Raw genomic sequence first — 15,073 nt, forward strand, 5'->3', positions numbered from 1 at the left:
AGTTATACTTGAACAATCGATAAAAATCAATTATTCACCTTTATTTTTTTTAATAATTTCTTCAGAAACAGACTTCGGTACTTCTTCATAATGATCAAATGTCATTGAGAATGTTCCGCGTCCTTGAGTGTTAGAACGTAATGCCGTTGCATAACCGAACATTTCAGAAAGTGGAACCATAGCGCGAACAACTTGTGCGTTACCGCGAGCTTCCATACCTTCTACACGTCCACGACGAGATGTTACGTCGCCCATAATGTCACCCATGTACTCTTCAGGAATTACAACTTCAACTTTCATCATTGGCTCAAGAATTACTGGGCTACATTTAGAAACCGCAGCTTTAAGTGCCATAGATGCAGCGATTTTGAACGCCATCTCAGATGAATCGACATCATGGTAAGATCCGTCAACTAACGCAGCTTTGATGTCAACTAGTGGATAACCAGCTAGTACACCATTTTTAAGTGAGTCTTCAAGACCCGCTCCAACAGCTGGGATGTATTCACGTGGAACTACACCGCCGACGATTTTGTTTTGGAATTCAAAACCTTTACCTTCTTCATTAGGTTCAAACTCAATCCAAACGTGACCGAATTGTCCACGACCACCAGATTGACGAGCGAACTTACCTTCAACTTTCGCAGCAGCGCGGAAAGTCTCACGGTATGCTACCTGAGGAGCACCAACGTTTGCTTCCACTTTGAATTCACGGCGCATACGGTCAACGATGATATCAAGGTGAAGTTCACCCATACCAGCGATGATTGTTTGGCCAGTTTCTTGGTCAGTGTGAGCACGGAATGTTGGATCTTCTTCAGAAAGCTTAGATAATGCTGTACCCATTTTATCTTGGTCAGCTTTAGATTTTGGTTCGATAGCTACAGAGATAACTGGCTCTGGGAATTCCATAGACTCAAGGATAACAAGACTCTTCTCATCACAAAGAGTATCACCAGTAGTAGTATCTTTTAAACCTACAGCAGCAGCGATATCACCAGCGTAAACTGTTGAAATCTCTTCACGGCTGTTAGCGTGCATTTGTAGGATACGACCTACACGCTCACGCTTACCTTTAGTTGAGTTTTTCACGTATGATCCAGAGTTTAACACACCAGAGTACACACGGAAGAACGTTAACTTACCAACATAAGGGTCAGTCATGATTTTGAATGCTAAAGCTGCGAATGGTTCTTCATCGCTAGACTTACGTTCGATTTCTTCCTCTGTATCCGGAAGAGTACCTTTGATAGCTGGTACATCTAATGGAGACGGTAGGTAATCGATAACTGCGTCTAACAGAATTTGAACACCTTTATTTTTGAATGCAGAACCACAGATTACTGGGAAGAATTCTACAGAAGTTGTAGCCTTACGGATACCAGCTTTAAGCTCTTCTATAGTGATTTCTTCACCTTCTAGGTACTTCATCATCATTTCTTCATCAAGCTCAGCTACCGCTTCAATAAGTTTTCCACGGTATTCTGCAGCTAATTCTTTGTGCTCTTCAGGAATTTCGACACGCTCGATGTCTGTTCCTAAATCGTTACCGTACATGTAAGCACACTCTTCAACAAGGTCAATGATACCATTGAACTCGTCTTCAGCACCGATTGGTAACTGAATTGGATGTGCGTTTGCTTGTAAACGATCGTGGATTGTTCCTACAGAGTATAAGAAATCTGCACCGATCTTATCCATTTTGTTAACGAATACGATACGAGGTACACCGTAAGTAGTAGCCTGACGCCAAACAGTTTCTGTTTGTGGTTCTACACCAGATTGTGCATCAAGTACTGCTACCGCACCATCAAGTACGCGTAAAGAACGTTCTACTTCTACTGTGAAGTCTACGTGTCCTGGAGTGTCAATGATGTTTACACGGTGACCTTTCCATTGAGCTGTAGTTGCAGCAGAAGTAATTGTGATACCACGCTCTTGCTCTTGCTCCATCCAGTCCATCTGAGATGCACCTTCATGAGTTTCACCGATTTTATGAATACGTCCTGTGTAATACAGAATACGCTCAGTTGCTGTTGTTTTACCAGCATCGATGTGAGCCATGATACCAATATTACGAGTGTTTTCTAAAGAGAACTCTCTAGTCATTTGGTGTCTTGCTCCTTCCATATATGGATTGGATTATTTTATTTTAAGTAGCAAAAAAGCCACTTTATATTGTTACATATGCCAGTGTCTTGTACCCTCATTATGTAAAACGAGCGCCCAACGAAAGGGAGAGGCATTCTCCCTCTCCACACTTCCATAAGCGACAAATAAAGCGGTTTATGCTTACATTTATTTTACGTTGAATCCTACCAACGGTAATGAGCAAATGCTTTGTTAGCTTCTGCCATTTTATGAGTGTCTTCACGTTTCTTAACAGATGCACCAGCATTGTTAGCTGCATCTAAGATTTCGTAAGCTAGACGCTCTTCCATAGTTTTTTCACCACGAAGACGAGCATAGTTTACTAACCAGCGAAGACCTAAAGTTGTACGGCGTTCTGGACGAACCTCAACTGGAACTTGGTAGTTAGCACCACCAACACGACGAGCGCGTACTTCAAGAACAGGCATGATGTTCTTAAGAGCTTGCTCGAATACTTCCATTGGTTCTTTATCTGAACGTTCACGAACGATATCGAAAGCGTTATAAAGAATTGTTTGAGATTTACCTTTTTTACCGTCAACCATCATTTTGTTGATTAGGCGTGTTACTAGTTTCGAATTGTACATTGGATCTGGTAACACGTCACGTTTCGCAACAGGTCCTTTACGAGGCATATTGAGTTCCTCCTTTCATTATAAGTTTATTATTTTTTTGCAGGTTTTGGTCGCTTAGTACCATATTTAGAACGTCCTTGCATACGTTTGTCAACACCAGCTGTATCAAGCGCTCCACGAACGATGTGGTAACGTACCCCTGGTAAATCCTTTACTCGACCACCGCGAATTAATACTACGCTATGCTCTTGTAGGTTATGACCGATACCTGGGATGTAAGCTGTAACTTCAATACCGTTTGTTAAACGTACACGAGCGTATTTACGTAACGCTGAGTTAGGTTTCTTTGGAGTCATTGTACCAACACGAGTACATACACCACGTTTTTGAGGTGCAGAGATATCAGTTGATTTTTTCTTTAAAGAGTTAAAACCTTTGTTTAACGCAGGTGATTTAGATTTCCATACTTTATCAGTACGACCATTTCTCACTAATTGGTTAATAGTAGGCATTTGATTATCCTCCCTTCGCATGTTTGTATGACCACATATCCAGGTGGTTCATTATTAGTTGAAAACAAAGTTTTTGCAAGGAAGAGCAAATGCTCTCTCCTCACAAAAACAGTTTTAACTTATTATTCCTATTGCTGAAGCTCCCACTTGAATCCCCGAAACTTTTCCAAGCTTACGAACTGATTCAACTTTGGTTATGGGTATGTTATGTTGCAAGGCGTTACGAATGATAACATGGGTTAACCGCACATCAGCATCTTCCGCAATAACAACTTCTTTAACTATACCATTTTTGATTGCTTCCAATGTTCGTTTATGACCAACGACTACATTTTCAGCATTTGACACTTTTTGATAAGACATATAAATATCCTCCAAAGCATCGTTCAGGAGCAACCTTGATTATAGTAACATTTTGACTCATACAATGTCAACTAGGATTAGATGTTTTTATACAAAATTTACGACGGAAAATTTTACTGTTCCACATAAATCTCATCGTTTTCTACATTCATGTCATCTTGTGTTGTTTTTACAAGATCCACTTTGCGATAACGATTCATACCTGTTCCAGCAGGAACAAGTTTACCGATAATAACGTTCTCTTTCAATCCTAGAAGCTCATCACGTTTACCTTTAATTGCTGCATCAGTTAAGACACGAGTTGTTTCTTGGAATGATGCTGCAGATAAGAATGAATCAGTTTCAAGTGAAGCTTTTGTAATACCAAGTAAAACAGGTCTAGCTGTCGCTGGCTGTTTACCTTTTAGTAACACTTTCGCATTCGCATCAGTAAACTGATGGATATCTAGTAATGTTCCTGGTAATACATCTGTTTCACCCGCATCACTTACACGAACTTTACGTAGCATTTGACGTACCATTACTTCTACGTGTTTGTCACCAATTTCTACCCCTTGCATACGGTATACTTTTTGAACTTCACGTAATAGGTATTCTTGAACTGCCGTAATGTCCGTTACTTTTAGTAATTCTTTCGGATCAATAGAACCCTCTGTTAACTCTTTACCGTGGCTAATTGGCTGTCCTAGAATTACTTTCAGACGAGCACCATAAGGAATAGCATACGTACGAGCTTCAACCTCACCCTGTACAACTACTTCTTGACGATCTTTAACATCGTTGATCGCTGCGATAACACCGTCGATTTCACTGATAACTGCCTGACCTTTCGGATTACGAGCCTCAAAGATCTCTTGGATACGAGGTAAACCTTGTGTGATATCATCTCCGGCAACCCCACCTGTATGGAACGTACGCATCGTTAACTGTGTACCTGGCTCACCGATAGATTGAGCTGCGATAATACCTACCGCTTCTCCTACTTCTACGTCTGTACCAGTTGCTAAGTTACGACCGTAACACTTCTTACATACACCATGGCGAGTATTACACGTAAACGCTGAACGAATGTTTACAGTTTCAACACCCGAATTTTCAACAATATGAGCGATATCTTCAGTAATCAATTGATTTTCAGCAACTAATACTTCACCTGTTTCAGGATGTTTTACAGTTTTTCTTGCAAAACGTCCAACAAGACGATCATATAATGACTCAATTACTTCATTACCCTCTTTAATCGCACCGATTAGTAAACCGCGATCTGTTCCACAATCATCTTCACGAACAATTACATCTTGTGCAACGTCTACAAGACGACGTGTTAAGTAACCAGAATCGGCAGTCTTAAGTGCTGTATCGGCAAGACCTTTACGAGCACCATGCGTAGAGATGAAGTACTCAAGTACTGTTAAACCTTCACGGAAACTTGATTTGATCGGAAGTTCAATGATACGACCAGATGGATTGGCCATCAGACCACGCATACCAGCAAGCTGAGTGAAGTTAGATGCGTTACCACGGGCACCGGAATCACTCATCATGAAGATTGGGTTGCGTTTATTCAAGGACTTCATCAGTTTTCCTTGGATAACATCTTTTGCATTACTCCAAATAGAGATAACGCGATCGTAACGTTCTTCTTCCGTGATTAAACCGCGACGGAATTGTTTAATTACATTATCTACTTTTGCTTGTGCTTCGTGGAGAATTTCATCTTTTTCACCTAATACAAGAATGTCAGATACCCCAACTGTAATACCAGCTTTTGTAGAGTATTTAAATCCTAAGTTCTTCATACGGTCAAGCATGCGAGACGTCTCTGTAATTTTGAAACGCTTGAATACTTCCGCAATGATGTTACCAAGGATCTTCTTGCTAAATGGCGCCACTTCTTCGCGACTAGCAATAATTTCTTTAATGTTCGCACCTTTTTCAACGAAATATTCCGCTGGTGTTTCTTTTTCAAGGTTTGAATTTGTTGGTTCATTAATATAAGGGAACGACTCTGGTAAGATTTCGTTAAATATTAATTTACCAACTGTTGTTAATAGAAGCATACTCTTTTGCTCTTCAGTAAACGTTACATTATTTACTGAACTTGCAGCAACTGCAACACGTGTGTGCAGATGTACATATCCATTTTGGTATGCAAGTATTGCTTCGTTTGCATCTTTGAAGACCATACCTTCACCGATTGCACCTTCACGCTCAAGTGTTAAGTAGTAGTTACCTAATACCATATCCTGAGATGGAGTAACAACTGGTTTTCCGTCTTTTGGATTCAAGATGTTTTGTGCCGCTAACATAAGAATACGAGCTTCTGCTTGTGCTTCTGATGATAACGGAACGTGAACCGCCATTTGGTCACCATCAAAGTCCGCATTGTATGCAGTACATACAAGTGGATGAAGACGGATTGCACGACCTTCTACTAATGTAGGTTCAAACGCCTGGATACCAAGACGGTGAAGTGTTGGTGCGCGGTTTAGAAGTACTGGATGTTCTTTGATCACAGATTCTAAAACGTCCCAAACTTCAGGTTGTACACGCTCGATTTTACGTTTCGCACTCTTAATGTTGTGTGCTAATCCTTTTTCCACTAACTCTTTCATAACGAAAGGTTTGAACAGTTCAAGCGCCATTTCTTTCGGTAATCCACATTGGTACATCTTTAAGTTCGGTCCTACAACGATTACAGAACGACCAGAGTAGTCAACACGTTTACCTAATAAGTTTTGACGGAAACGTCCTTGTTTACCTTTAAGCATGTGAGATAGTGATTTTAATGGACGGTTACCTGGTCCAGTAACTGGACGGCCACGACGACCATTATCGATTAATGCGTCTACAGCTTCTTGTAACATACGTTTTTCGTTTTGAACGATGATGCTTGGTGCACCTAAGTCCAATAGACGTTTTAAACGGTTGTTACGGTTAATTACACGACGGTATAAGTCGTTTAAATCAGAAGTAGCAAAACGTCCACCATCCAACTGTACCATTGGGCGTAGTTCTGGTGGGATAACTGGAAGAACATCTAGGATCATCCAAGATGGGTGATTTCCAGAGTTACGGAATGCTTCTAATACTTCTAGACGTTTAATAGCACGAGTACGTCGTTGTCCTTGTGCTGTTTTTAATTCTTCTTTTAAGAAGTCTACTTCTTTATCTAAATCGATGTCTTGTAATAGCTTTTTAATTGCTTCTGCACCCATAGCAGCTTGGAATGTGCTGCCATATCGATCACGATATGCACGGTATTCTTTTTCAGAAAGTAATTGCTTCTTATCAAGTGGTGTATCTCCACTTTCTGTTACAACATAAGAAGCGAAATAAATTACTTCTTCAAGCGCGCGAGGGGACATGTCTAAGACAAGTCCCATGCGGCTCGGGATACCTTTGAAATACCAAATATGAGATACAGGAGCAGCTAATTCGATATGACCCATACGTTCACGACGAACTTTTGCACGCGTTACTTCAACGCCACATCGATCACAAACTACACCTTTATAACGTACACGTTTATATTTTCCGCAATGACATTCCCAGTCCTTTTGTGGTCCGAAAATACGCTCACAGAACAAGCCGTCTTTTTCAGGCTTTAACGTACGATAGTTAATCGTTTCTGGTTTCTTAACTTCACCGTATGACCAAGAACGAATCTTGTCAGGTGAAGCAAGTCCAATCTTCATATATTCAAAGTTATTTACATCTATCAAGGGGCCTACCTCCCTTTTAGTCTACAGGTTATCCCAATTATTCCTTAGTTGACTCAACTTCGACATTCAATTTATCTGCTGATTGATGATCATCGTCATCTTCCGTATCACGCATTTCAATTTCTGTGTCGTCGCTAGACATCATTTTAACGTCCATACCTAAACTTTGCAGTTCTTTAATCAATACTTTGAATGATTCTGGAACGCCTGGTTCTGGAACATTTTCGCCTTTAACAATTGCTTCATACGTCTTAACACGTCCAATAACATCATCAGACTTCACTGTTAAGATTTCTTGAAGAGTATAAGCAGCACCGTAAGCCTCGAGTGCCCAAACCTCCATCTCACCGAAACGCTGTCCACCGAACTGAGCTTTACCTCCAAGAGGTTGCTGCGTTACAAGTGAGTACGGTCCAGTAGAACGAGCATGAAGTTTATCGTCAACCATGTGCGCAAGTTTGATCATATACATGACACCAACAGATACACGGTTATCGAACGGTTCACCAGTACGTCCGTCATACAGGATTGTTTTCGCGTCATTTGCCATACCAGCTTCTTCAATTGTGCCCCATACATCTTCCTCACGAGCACCATCGAATACTGGTGTTGCAATGTGAATACCAAGATATCTTGCTGCCATACCAAGATGAAGCTCTAATACCTGACCGATATTCATACGAGATGGTACCCCTAATGGGTTTAACATGATATCGATTGGCGTACCGTCTGGTAAGTAAGGCATATCTTCTTCTGGTAAAATACGAGAGATAACACCTTTGTTACCGTGACGTCCGGCCATCTTGTCACCTTCAGAAATTTTACGTTTTTGAACGATATATGCACGTACAAGTTGATTCACGCCTGGTGGCAATTCATCGCCATCTTCACGGTTGAATACTTTTACGTCTAAGATAATACCGCCACCACCGTGTGGTACACGTAGTGATGTATCACGTACTTCACGTGCTTTTTCACCGAAGATTGCATGTAATAGACGTTCTTCTGCCGTTAATTCTGTTACACCTTTTGGTGTTACTTTACCAACAAGTAGGTCTCCATCTTTTACTTCAGCACCGACGCGAATAATACCGCGCTCGTCAAGGTTACGAAGTGCATCTTCTCCAACATTCGGGATATCACGTGTAATTTCTTCTGGTCCAAGCTTCGTATCACGAGCTTCTGACTCATATTCTTCAATATGAATAGAAGTGTACACATCATCTTTTACAAGGCGCTCACTCATGATGATCGCATCCTCGTAGTTATAACCGTCCCATGTCATGAAGCCAACAAGCACGTTACGTCCAAGTGCTAGTTCGCCTAGTTCCATAGAAGGACCATCCGCAAGGATTTCACCTTTTACAACTTCATTTCCAACACTTACGATTGGACGTTGGTTGTAACAAGTTCCTTGGTTAGAACGAATGAATTTTTGCATTTTGTAGCGATCTAAGTCGCCTTTTACTATTTGACCGTCAACTTCTACATAGCGACGTACCCAAATTTCACGTGCTTCTACGCGCTCAACAACACCAGGGTGTTTACAGATTACTGCAGCACCTGAGTCTTTTGCTGATACGTACTCCATACCTGTACCTACAATCGGTGATTCCGGATTCATTAACGGAACCGCCTGACGTTGCATGTTCGCTCCCATAAGTGCGCGGTTAGAGTCATCGTTTTCTAAGAACGGAATACAAGCTGTCGCTGCCGACACTACTTGTTTTGGAGATACATCCATGTAGTCGATGCGCTCTTTATTTGTGACAATGTTTTCACCACGGAAACGAGCTACGATATCTTCATCAAGGAATTCCCCTTCTTCAGATAATTTCATATTCGCTTGGGCTACAACATAATTATCTTCTTCATCTGCCGTTAAATAATCAACATGCCCTGTTACAAGACCAGTTTCTGGGTCAACACGACGGTATGGTGTTTCGATGAAACCAAACTCATTTACTTTCGCGAACGAAGATAATGAGTTAATCAAACCGATGTTTGGTCCCTCTGGTGTTTCAATTGGACACATACGACCATAGTGAGAGTAGTGAACGTCACGTACTTCAAAGCCTGCGCGCTCACGCGTTAAACCACCGGGTCCTAATGCAGATAGTCTTCGTTTGTGAGTTAACTCTGCTAATGGGTTTGTTTGGTCCATGAACTGAGATAACTGAGAACTTCCGAAGAACTCTTTAATAGATGCAATAACAGGACGAATATTGATTAATGCCTGTGGTGTAATTGCATTTGTATCTTGAATCGACATTCTCTCACGAACAACACGTTCCATACGAGAAAGACCGATACGGAATTGGTTTTGTAATAGTTCTCCTACTGAACGCAGACGACGGTTTCCTAAGTGGTCAATATCATCTGTATCCCCTACTTTGTATAGTAAGTTGAAGAAGTAACTAATAGAAGCCAGAATATCACCTGGTGTGATGTGTTTTACATCGCGAGTAATATTTGCATTCCCAATTACGTTGATAGAACGTTCGCCTTCTGATTCTGGAGCATAAATCTTAATAGATTGCAGCTCAACATCGCCTTCTACCACTCCACCCATTGGTTTCGCTGTTTTGAATCCAATGTTCTTCTCTAAGTAAGGTAAAATGCGATCCAGTGTACGACGATCTAAGATTGTTCCTTCTGCCGCTAAAATTTCACCAGTTTCTGGATCCACTAATGTTTCAGCTAAACGTTGGTTAAACAATCTGTTTTTAATGTGTAACTTTTTGTTGATCTTATAGCGACCTACATTTGCTAAATCATAGCGCTTCGGATCAAAGAAACGAGACACAAGTAAGCTCTTTGCATTTTCTACTGTTGGTGGTTCACCAGGACGTAGACGCTCATAAATTTCAAGCAATGCTTTTTCTGTGCTATCTGTGTTGTCTTTTTCTAACGTATTGCTTAAGTATTCGTTATCACCTAAAAGCTCGGTGATTTCTTGATCAGAGCCAAACCCTAATGCGCGTAACAAAACAGTTACAGGAAGTTTACGCGTACGGTCAATACGCACATATACAACATCCTTAGCATCTGTTTCATACTCTAACCAAGCTCCGCGGTTTGGAATTACAGTAGCAGTAAAACCACGTTTTCCGTTTTTATCCACTTTGCCACTATAGTATACGCTTGGAGAGCGAACTAACTGGGAAACGATAACACGTTCTGCACCGTTAATTACGAATGTTCCAGTCTCTGTCATGAGTGGGAAATCTCCCATGAACACATCTTGTTCTTTTACTTCACCAGTTTCCTTGTTGATTAGACGCACTTTTACACGAAGTGGTGCTGCATACGTCACATCACGCTCTTTGCATTCGTCTACAGAGTATTTAGGTTCACCTAAGCTGTAGTCGATAAATTCAAGCGATAGATTTCCCGTAAAGTCTTCGATCGGAGAAATGTCTTGGAACATTTCTCGCAAACCCTCATCAAGAAACCACTGATAAGAAGAGGTTTGAATTTCGATAAGATTTGGTAACTCTAATACTTCACTAATACGGGCATAACTTCTTCGTTGGCGGTGGCGTCCGTATTGAACTAGTTGACCTGTCAACTGCTTCACCCCTCAAATCATGAGTATTATAAATGCACAAAAAAATTTGTGCAAAATCACAAATAAATACAACTACTGCTATTAGCGTAGTTTTTTTCTCTTAAAGATAGATACGTTGAGTCTTTCTACCTGCTCAAAAAAGAAAAATGGCTTCTTTAAGAAAACCATCATTCTGTTTCATAATCTGCTGATTTTACTATCTTTTCCAAGAGAAACAAAAATATACATCTTTCTCAACGCAGAAAATCATATATTGGCATTGTATAATGTTAACATAGCCAAAAATAACCGTCAACGCTTTTTTGATTTTATGATATAATATCCTTTTTTCTTTTCTACAACTTCAACTTCAGAAAATACTTCTTCTAGTTTCTTCAGCGCAGATGGTGCACCTTGTTTCTTTTGAATAACAATCCACAATTCTCCACCTGAAACCAAATACTCCACAGCCTTTTCTAAAATCTCGTGCACGACATCTTTACCAGCACGAATTGGAGGGTTAGATAGAATAGCAGCATACTTGCCATCTACATTTTCATAGACGCTACTTTGAAAAATACGTATATTCTCGATTCTGTTATTAGCGGCGTTTTCTTTCGCAAGCCCAAGTGCCCTTTCATTCACATCCACCATGTGAACTTCACGGCCTTGAAACTCTTTCGCTAATGACAAACCAATAGGGCCGTATCCGCAACCTACGTCTAATATATCACCTTTAATATCTGGCATTTGAAACGCTTCAATTAAAAGACGAGAACCAAAGTCCACTTCGTTTTTCGAGAACACCCCATGGTCAGATAAAAAAGTAAATCGAGATTCACGAAGGGTAAATTCCCATCGTTTACGATCACTTTTACTAGAAGGGTCGTTAGAAAAATAATGGTCTGCCATATGGCCACCTCTTTTCTTTACAGTTAAAAAAAAAGCTCGCATGAGAGCGAGCTTTTTTTAAAGCATCAAAAGTTAATTACTTAACTTCTACAGCAGCGCCAACTTCTTCAAGTTTAGCTTTCATTTCTTCAGCTTCCTCTTTAGAAACGCCTTCTTTGATTGCTTTTGGAGTGTTGTCAACTAATTCTTTAGCTTCTTTTAAGCCAAGACCAGTGATTTCACGTACAGCTTTGATAACTTTGATTTTTTGAGCGCCAGCACTTGCAAGTACTACGTCAAATTCAGTTTTCTCAGCAGCAGCTTCACCAGCGCCACCAGCTACAGCTACAGGAGCAGCAGCAGTTACGCCGAATTCTTCCTCGATAGCTTTTACTAAGTCGTTAAGTTCTAATACAGTCATAGATTTAACTGCTTCAATGATTTGTTCTTTAGTCATTGTAAATATCCTCCCTTAGATAGGTTTGTATTGTTTTATAGATAACAAGTAATTATCTTTTAAAAAATTAAGCGCCTTGCTCTTCCTTTTGCTCTGCAACTGCTTTAGTAGCAAGTGCAAGGTTACGGATTGGAGCTTGAAGAACGCTAAGAAGCATAGAAAGTAAGCCTTCACGTGATGGAAGAGTAGCGATAGCTTTAACCTCATCAAGTGTTACAAGTTTACCTTCGATTACGCCCGCTTTAATTTCTAAAGCTTCATGTTTTGTAGCGAAGTCGTTTAATACTTTCGCAGGAGCAACTACATCCTCGTTACTGAACGCGATTGCGTTTGGTCCTGTTAAGAATTCGTTTAACTCAGCCATTTCAGCAGATTCTGCAGCACGACGAGTTAAAGAGTTTTTGTAAACTTTGAACTCAACGCCAGCCTCACGTAAGTTTTTACGTAATTCTGTTACTTCAGAAACTGTTAAACCACGGTAGTCAACAACGATTGTAGATTTACTCTCACGAAGTTTTTCAGCGATTTCAGTTACAACTTGTTGTTTAGTTTCGATTACTTTGCTCATGTTATTACACCTCCTGTAGATTATATAGAAGATGTACCGAAAGTGCACTAAAAACCTCCATGCCCAACTTGTAGACATGGAGGCATATAGTCACAGAAAAAAGATTCCGCTTCGTATATTAACACCTAGGTAGGAAATTAAGTCGAATGACACCTACTGTCTACGGTACACTATTTAAATTCACAACATAAATAATTATATTAAAACTTCTTTATGAAGTCAACTTCCAATTTTTACGCAAGTGTAGAAACGTCTACGCGTACGCCAGGTCCCATTGTAGAAGCAACAGTTGCATTCTTCATGTAAGTACCTTTTGCAGCAGCTGGCTTAGCTTTTTGTAGCGTGTCAGCAATTGTTTTGAAGTTTTCTACTAGTTTAGCATCTTCGAAAGATACTTTACCGATTGGAACGTGGATGTTACCAGCTTTATCAACGCGGTATTCAACTTTACCAGCTTTGATTTCGTTAACAGCTTTAGTTACATCGAAAGTAACTGTTCCAGTTTTAGGGTTTGGCATTAAACCTTTAGGTCCTAATACGCGACCAAGTTTACCAACTTCACCCATCATGTCAGGAGTTGCTACTACTACATCGAAATCGAACCAACCTTGTTGGATTTTACCGATGTAATCAGCATCGCCTACGAATTCAGCGCCAGCAGCTTCAGCTTCTTTTGCTTTTTCGCCTTTAGCGAATACTAATACACGTTGTACTTTACCAGTACCGTGTGGAAGAACAACTGCGCCACGAATTTGTTGGTCAGCTTTCTTAGGGTCAACACCTAAACGGAATGCAGCTTCTACAGTTGCATCAAATTTAGCTGTGTTTGTTTTCTTTACTAATTCTACTGCTTCTGTTGCAGAGTAAGCAGCTGCACGATCAACAAGCTTCGCAGCTTCTACGTACTTTTTACCTCTTTTAGCCATTTTTATTTCCTCCTCGAATGTGGTTTTAGCGGAATAACCTCCCACGTTTACGCCTTTTTTTCAGGGATAACCTGAGGATGCGCGCCATCCTTTTATTTAAAAAACGATAATCATTTACGATAATAAAGGTTGCGAATTGGAATTCCAGACCCGCAACCTTTTTTTAAAAACAAATCGAATTAGTCTTCGATAACGATGCCCATACTGCGTGCAGTACCTTCAACCATACGCATTGCAGCTTCTACGCTAGCAGCGTTTAGGTCAGGCATTTTAGTTTCAGCGATTTCGCGTACTTTATCACGCTTAACAGTTGCCACTTTATTACGGTTTGGTTCACCAGAACCAGACTCAATACCAGCTACTTTCTTAAGAAGAACAGCAGCAGGAGGAGTTTTAGTAATGAAAGTGAATGAACGGTCCTCAAATACCGTAATTTCAACAGGGATGATAAGACCAGCTTGATCTGCTGTACGAGCGTTAAACTCTTTACAGAAGCCCATGATGTTAACACCTGCTTGTCCTAATGCTGGACCAACTGGTGGAGCTGGGTTAGCTTTACCTGCAGGAATTTGAAGCTTTACCATTTTAATTACCTTTTTAGCCACGAGACACACCTCCTTAAGTCCGTGATGTGGTCAATTGGACAGTGATTTGCCCTCCCACGTCATGTTTTATCTGTAACGATAAAATCTTTCAAAAAACGTCTCCGATAACGAAGACGTACTGACTTAAAAGATATTATCACTTTTTACAATTCATTTCAAGTTTCATTTTATAATTTTTCAATTTGATGGAAGTCAAGTTCAACTGGAGTCTCGCGACCAAACATGTCTACAAGCACACTAACTTTCTTCTTCTCCACATCAATTTCTTCAATAGCACCTGTATAATCTGCGAATGGACCCTCATTTACACGTACTGTCTCATGAAGTTCAAAGTCGAAATCAACCACTTCGTTGTCCATTCCCATATGTTTCATAATGGTAACAACTTCCTCTTCTAATAGAGGAGATGGTTTAGATCCAGAACCCGAAGAACCAACAAAACCTGTTACACCCGGTGTATTACGAACAACATACCAAGAGTCATCAGTCATGATTAGTTCCACTAACACGTAACCCGGGAACACTTTTCTTTTCATTAATTTTTCTTTACCATTTCTCATTTCTACTTCTACTTCTTCCGGGACAACAACACGGAAAATTTTATCTTGCATACCCATTGATTCTACACGTTTCTCTAGGTTTGCTTTTACTTTATTTTCATATCCAGAATAAGTATGGACAACATACCAACTTTTTTCCATTCATTTAGGACGAGCGTCCTTCCCTCCCTGACGTACATTTTTTTGCGCA

Annotated in this window: 12 protein-coding genes and 1 other annotated feature; all 12 genes read right to left on the reverse strand. The window is 40.3% G+C overall.

Annotated elements, in window-relative coordinates; translation table 11 throughout:
- Positions 1 to 30 precede the first annotated feature (30 nt).
- The 12 genes from fusA to nusG all read right to left on the reverse strand — a co-directional run bounded on the left by fusA (position 31) and on the right by nusG (position 15,024).
- The gene (gene fusA, locus BAU23_RS00230) at positions 31 to 2,109 is read right to left on the reverse strand and encodes an elongation factor G (RefSeq protein WP_000196380.1); all 2,079 of its coding nucleotides are present in this window, start codon (positions 2,107 to 2,109) and stop codon (positions 31 to 33) included.
- Between the two features lie 206 nt (positions 2,110 to 2,315).
- On the reverse strand, positions 2,316 to 2,786 hold the full coding sequence (rpsG, locus tag BAU23_RS00235) for a 30S ribosomal protein S7 (RefSeq protein WP_001137492.1): 471 nt from the start codon (positions 2,784 to 2,786) through the stop codon (positions 2,316 to 2,318).
- Between the two features lie 29 nt (positions 2,787 to 2,815).
- On the reverse strand, positions 2,816 to 3,238 hold the full coding sequence (rpsL, locus tag BAU23_RS00240; RefSeq protein ID WP_001142341.1) for a 30S ribosomal protein S12: 423 nt from the start codon (positions 3,236 to 3,238) through the stop codon (positions 2,816 to 2,818).
- Positions 3,239 to 3,352: 114 nt separating this feature from the next.
- A complete protein-coding gene (locus BAU23_RS00245) occupies positions 3,353 to 3,601 on the reverse strand; it encodes a 50S ribosomal protein L7ae-like protein (RefSeq protein ID WP_000121832.1) in 249 nt (82 codons plus the stop codon).
- Between the two features lie 113 nt (positions 3,602 to 3,714).
- The gene (rpoC, locus tag BAU23_RS00250; RefSeq protein ID WP_000567946.1) at positions 3,715 to 7,326 is read right to left on the reverse strand and encodes a DNA-directed RNA polymerase subunit beta'; all 3,612 of its coding nucleotides are present in this window, start codon (positions 7,324 to 7,326) and stop codon (positions 3,715 to 3,717) included.
- A gap of 37 nt (positions 7,327 to 7,363) precedes the next feature.
- Positions 7,364 to 10,897: a DNA-directed RNA polymerase subunit beta gene (rpoB, locus tag BAU23_RS00255; protein ID WP_000147546.1), complete on the reverse strand. Its 3,534-nt coding sequence runs from the start codon at positions 10,895 to 10,897 to the stop codon at positions 7,364 to 7,366.
- 291 nt (positions 10,898 to 11,188) lie between these two features.
- A complete protein-coding gene (locus BAU23_RS00260; protein WP_000763273.1) occupies positions 11,189 to 11,788 on the reverse strand; it encodes a class I SAM-dependent methyltransferase in 600 nt (199 codons plus the stop codon).
- 76 nt (positions 11,789 to 11,864) lie between these two features.
- Entirely contained in the window at positions 11,865 to 12,224 is a 360-nt protein-coding gene (gene rplL / locus BAU23_RS00265; RefSeq protein WP_000159737.1) for a 50S ribosomal protein L7/L12, read from the reverse strand.
- Positions 12,225 to 12,291: 67 nt separating this feature from the next.
- Positions 12,292 to 12,792, reverse strand: coding sequence for a 50S ribosomal protein L10 (gene rplJ, locus BAU23_RS00270; protein WP_000048724.1), 501 nt, complete (start codon positions 12,790 to 12,792; stop codon positions 12,292 to 12,294).
- 39 nt (positions 12,793 to 12,831) lie between these two features.
- Positions 12,832 to 12,976 (reverse strand) — a sequence feature (ribosomal protein L10 leader region).
- Positions 12,977 to 13,025: 49 nt separating this feature from the next.
- Positions 13,026 to 13,718, reverse strand: coding sequence for a 50S ribosomal protein L1 (gene rplA / locus BAU23_RS00275; RefSeq protein WP_002074134.1), 693 nt, complete (start codon positions 13,716 to 13,718; stop codon positions 13,026 to 13,028).
- A gap of 179 nt (positions 13,719 to 13,897) precedes the next feature.
- Positions 13,898 to 14,323: a 50S ribosomal protein L11 gene (gene rplK / locus BAU23_RS00280; protein ID WP_001085872.1), complete on the reverse strand. Its 426-nt coding sequence runs from the start codon at positions 14,321 to 14,323 to the stop codon at positions 13,898 to 13,900.
- Positions 14,324 to 14,490: 167 nt separating this feature from the next.
- Positions 14,491 to 15,024 (reverse strand): transcription termination/antitermination protein NusG, encoded by a 534-nt coding sequence (nusG, locus tag BAU23_RS00285; protein ID WP_000415796.1) that lies wholly within the window; start codon positions 15,022 to 15,024, stop codon positions 14,491 to 14,493.
- Positions 15,025 to 15,073: the final 49 nt, after the last annotated feature.

Origin of the sequence: Bacillus nitratireducens, from assembly GCF_001884135.1 — a bacterium.
GTDB lineage: Bacteria > Bacillota > Bacilli > Bacillales > Bacillaceae_G > Bacillus_A > Bacillus_A nitratireducens.

What these genes read in the sequence shown, in the direction of transcription:
- fusA (WP_000196380.1), bottom strand. Translation starts at nt 2,109, where the DNA reads ATGACTAGAGAGTTCTCTTTAGAAAACACTCGTAATATTGGTATCATG.
- rpsG (WP_001137492.1), bottom strand. Translation starts at nt 2,786, where the DNA reads ATGCCTCGTAAAGGACCTGTTGCGAAACGTGACGTGTTACCAGATCCA.
- rpsL (WP_001142341.1), bottom strand. Translation starts at nt 3,238, where the DNA reads ATGCCTACTATTAACCAATTAGTGAGAAATGGTCGTACTGATAAAGTA.
- BAU23_RS00245 (WP_000121832.1), bottom strand. Translation starts at nt 3,601, where the DNA reads ATGTCTTATCAAAAAGTGTCAAATGCTGAAAATGTAGTCGTTGGTCAT.
- BAU23_RS00260 (WP_000763273.1), bottom strand. Translation starts at nt 11,788, where the DNA reads ATGGCAGACCATTATTTTTCTAACGACCCTTCTAGTAAAAGTGATCGT.
- rplL (WP_000159737.1), bottom strand. Translation starts at nt 12,224, where the DNA reads ATGACTAAAGAACAAATCATTGAAGCAGTTAAATCTATGACTGTATTA.
- rplJ (WP_000048724.1), bottom strand. Translation starts at nt 12,792, where the DNA reads ATGAGCAAAGTAATCGAAACTAAACAACAAGTTGTAACTGAAATCGCT.
- rplA (WP_002074134.1), bottom strand. Translation starts at nt 13,718, where the DNA reads ATGGCTAAAAGAGGTAAAAAGTACGTAGAAGCTGCGAAGCTTGTTGAT.
- nusG (WP_000415796.1), bottom strand. Translation starts at nt 15,024, where the DNA reads ATGGAAAAAAGTTGGTATGTTGTCCATACTTATTCTGGATATGAAAAT.